Raw genomic sequence first — 2,934 nt, forward strand, 5'->3', positions numbered from 1 at the left:
AGATTAGATTTCCCATAGCGTAAGCTAGTAAGACCCCTTGAAGACTACAAGGTTGATAGGTCAGAGGTGTAAGTATGGTAACATATTTAGCTGACTGATACTAATAGGTCGAGGGCTTGACCAATATTATAATCAAGTTGTAATAATACATTAAAAGCTATGTGCAATTTTGAAAGAATGATCTTTCAAAAATACTTGACATATTGTATTTATATAAGTATAATATTGTATGTGATAATCTGGTGATGATGGCATAGAGGTAACACTCCTTCCCATTCCGAACAGGACAGTTAAGGTCTATAGCGCCGATGGTACTGCACGGGTGACTGTGTGGCAGAGTAGGACGTTGCCAGGTAAATTAAAAGGGATCTTTAGCTCAGTTGGTTAGAGCAACCGGCTCATAACCGGTAGGTCTAGGGTTCGAGTCCCTGAAGGTCCACCATGGGGGTTTAGCTCAGTTGGGAGAGCACCTGCCTTGCACGCAGGGGGTCAAGGGTTCGAATCCCTTAATCTCCACCAATGTAAAGTTATGAAGTAATTCATAACTTTTTTTATGCATAAAATTAAAAAAATTAGTAAAAAATTTTTAGCATAATACTGATATTTAAAGTATAATAATAATATTTAAAGTATAATAATGATAATAGAAATAATTATATTTATAATGTTAATTATAGATAATAATTGATATGCAGGGAGGAGAATATGGGATCTATCGATAGAAGAGACAATATGCTTAGATTATTATTAGAAAGTACTGAACCATTAAAGGGAAGTGATATAGCAAAGAAATATGCTGTAACTAGGCAAGTAATAGTAAAGGATATAGCTATTCTTAGAGCAGAAGGAAAAAATATAATAGCGACTCCAGATGGATATATAATTAATAAAAATGAGAATAAAGTTAAAGCAATTATTGCAGTGACTCATACTGAAGAAGAAATGTTTGATGAAATGAACATAGTAATTAAATATGGGGGAATAATTGAAGATGTCATAGTAGAGCACCCTTTATATGGTGAAATAATAGGAATGCTTATGATTAAAAATTATAATGAATTAAATAAGTTTATTCAAAAATACAAAAAACAAAAAGCTAAGTTATTATCTGTATTAACTAATGGAGTTCATCTTCATACTATAGCAGCAGAAAGTCAAGAAGATATCAATTTAATTATATCAGAACTAAGAGAACGTAATTTTATAGTTTCAGATTTGGAGGATTAATAATGGATTATGATGTATTAATTTTAGGTGGCGGTATTATTGGATGTGCAGTTGCATATGAACTCTCCAAATATAATCTAAATATAGCTTTAATAGAAAAAGATTATGATATAGTAAATGAACTTTCCTCTAATAATACTGCAATTGTTTATGATGGTTCAGAAAGCAATGATGAGTTTATGTCAATTATGGAAAACAGAGGAATGAAGTTGATAAAGGAACATTGTAAAAAATTTGATATTGAATATAATAAAATTGGAGCTTTAAGAATTGCAACAGATGAAAGTAGATATAATGCTATTAATACGATGTATAGTAAGGCTAAAGAAAGACAGCTAGAAGGGGTACATATAATAGAGGATAATGCAATTTATGATATAGAACCTAATTTAAAGATACAAGCCAATAAGGCTTTATATTCTGAAAATATTGCTGTAATTCCGCCATATAATCTGGCTATTTCATATGCAGAAGTAGCAGCTGATAATGGAGTTAATTTTAGATTAGAAGAAGAAGTTATAGATATAAAAACAATTTCTAAAGGCTTTAAAATAACTACAAATAAAAATAAATTTACATGTAAATTTGTAATTAATACAATTCCCAATGAAAGTTTTCATGATAAGTATTGCGAAGCTTCTCATGAATTCAAAGGTAGAAAAATTAAATATATATTATTAAATGAAAAGTTAGATAAAACTATGAATGGAGTGGTTATTGATGATATGGATGATGAGAAATTTGTAATAAACATTCCTACTTTATCAAAAGGAAATTTAATCGGAATTTGTAGTGATAAATTATTAGATTTAGAAGAAGAACTTCAATTAGCAAAAAATATTTCTCATAATATAAAAAAAGAATTAATAACTAATATGTTTACAGAAACATATAGTAAAAGTAATATGTTTATAGATGATAGCAATATTGGTGATGGTTATATAAAAGTAATAGGAAACCATTATGCTAAAATAACAATTGCACCGGTAATTGCGATTGATATAGAGCAAAAACTTAAGGTAAATATGAACATAACTAAGAAAAGAGATTATATTGATAAAAAAAGAGAAGTATATGTTTTTAGAAATATGTCTAAAGAGCAAAGAAATAAAATAATAGCTTTAGACAAAAAATATGGAAATATAATTTGTAGCTGTAATAATATCTCAGAGGGAGAAATTGTTGATTCTATAAGAAGACCTTTAGGGGCAAGAACAGTAGAGGGAGTAAAAAGGCGAACAGGAATTGGGCGTGGAAGTTGTAATGGGTCAAGTTGCAATATGAAAATTATGAAAATATTAGCTAGAGAGATGAATAAGAGCATTTTAAATATAGTAGATGATTCTATAGATTCAAGAATTTTAGTTGGAAGGATCAAAGAGTTTAATGAAATCTAATTAGGAGGTATAAAAAATGATTGATAAGGATGTTTTTACAAGCTTAGTTAGAATAAAAGGGAATCAGAATTATAAAGTTGTTTCTGTAAAAAGTAATAAACCTATAGAAAAGTATTTATGGAGGGAATTCTCAAAGGTTCTTAGTAGAATTTATGTAAGTACTCCTATTAAGATTGGAGATATTATTTGTAAGAATATAATGAATACAGGTGTAGATATAGTGTGTACAAAGGAAATTGAATAGTAACAATTTTATATATACTTTAATTAATTTGCTATATTAAAATAATGTATACTTACAATTGATTAT

Annotated in this window: 3 protein-coding genes, 2 tRNA genes and 2 rRNA genes; all 7 read left to right on the forward strand. The window is 28.4% G+C overall.

Going from position 1 to position 2,934, the window contains the following annotated elements:
- Nucleotides 1–124 (forward strand): 23S ribosomal RNA (locus CLPUN_RS05630); the annotation flags it as partial.
- A gap of 114 nt (nucleotides 125–238) precedes the next feature.
- Nucleotides 239–355, forward strand: a 5S ribosomal RNA gene (gene rrf / locus CLPUN_RS05635).
- Nucleotides 356–365: 10 nt separating this feature from the next.
- Nucleotides 366–442: transfer RNA gene (locus CLPUN_RS05640), tRNA-Ile, on the forward strand.
- 1 nt (nucleotide 443) lies between these two features.
- A tRNA-Ala gene (locus CLPUN_RS05645) sits at nucleotides 444–519 on the forward strand.
- A 186-nt stretch (nucleotides 520–705) separates the two neighbouring features.
- Nucleotides 706–1,227, forward strand: a complete 522-nt coding sequence (locus tag CLPUN_RS05650; RefSeq protein ID WP_077846352.1) for a transcription repressor NadR — start codon at nucleotides 706–708, stop codon at nucleotides 1,225–1,227.
- Between the two features lie 2 nt (nucleotides 1,228–1,229).
- On the forward strand, nucleotides 1,230–2,624 hold the full coding sequence (locus tag CLPUN_RS05655; RefSeq protein WP_077846353.1) for an NAD(P)/FAD-dependent oxidoreductase: 1,395 nt from the start codon (nucleotides 1,230–1,232) through the stop codon (nucleotides 2,622–2,624).
- A 16-nt stretch (nucleotides 2,625–2,640) separates the two neighbouring features.
- Nucleotides 2,641–2,868, forward strand: a complete 228-nt coding sequence (locus CLPUN_RS05660) for a DUF1667 domain-containing protein (RefSeq protein ID WP_077846354.1) — start codon at nucleotides 2,641–2,643, stop codon at nucleotides 2,866–2,868.
- Nucleotides 2,869–2,934 lie beyond the last annotated feature (66 nt).

The sequence above is a fragment of the Clostridium puniceum genome (genome assembly GCF_002006345.1).
Classification (GTDB): Bacteria; Bacillota; Clostridia; order Clostridiales; family Clostridiaceae; genus Clostridium; species Clostridium puniceum.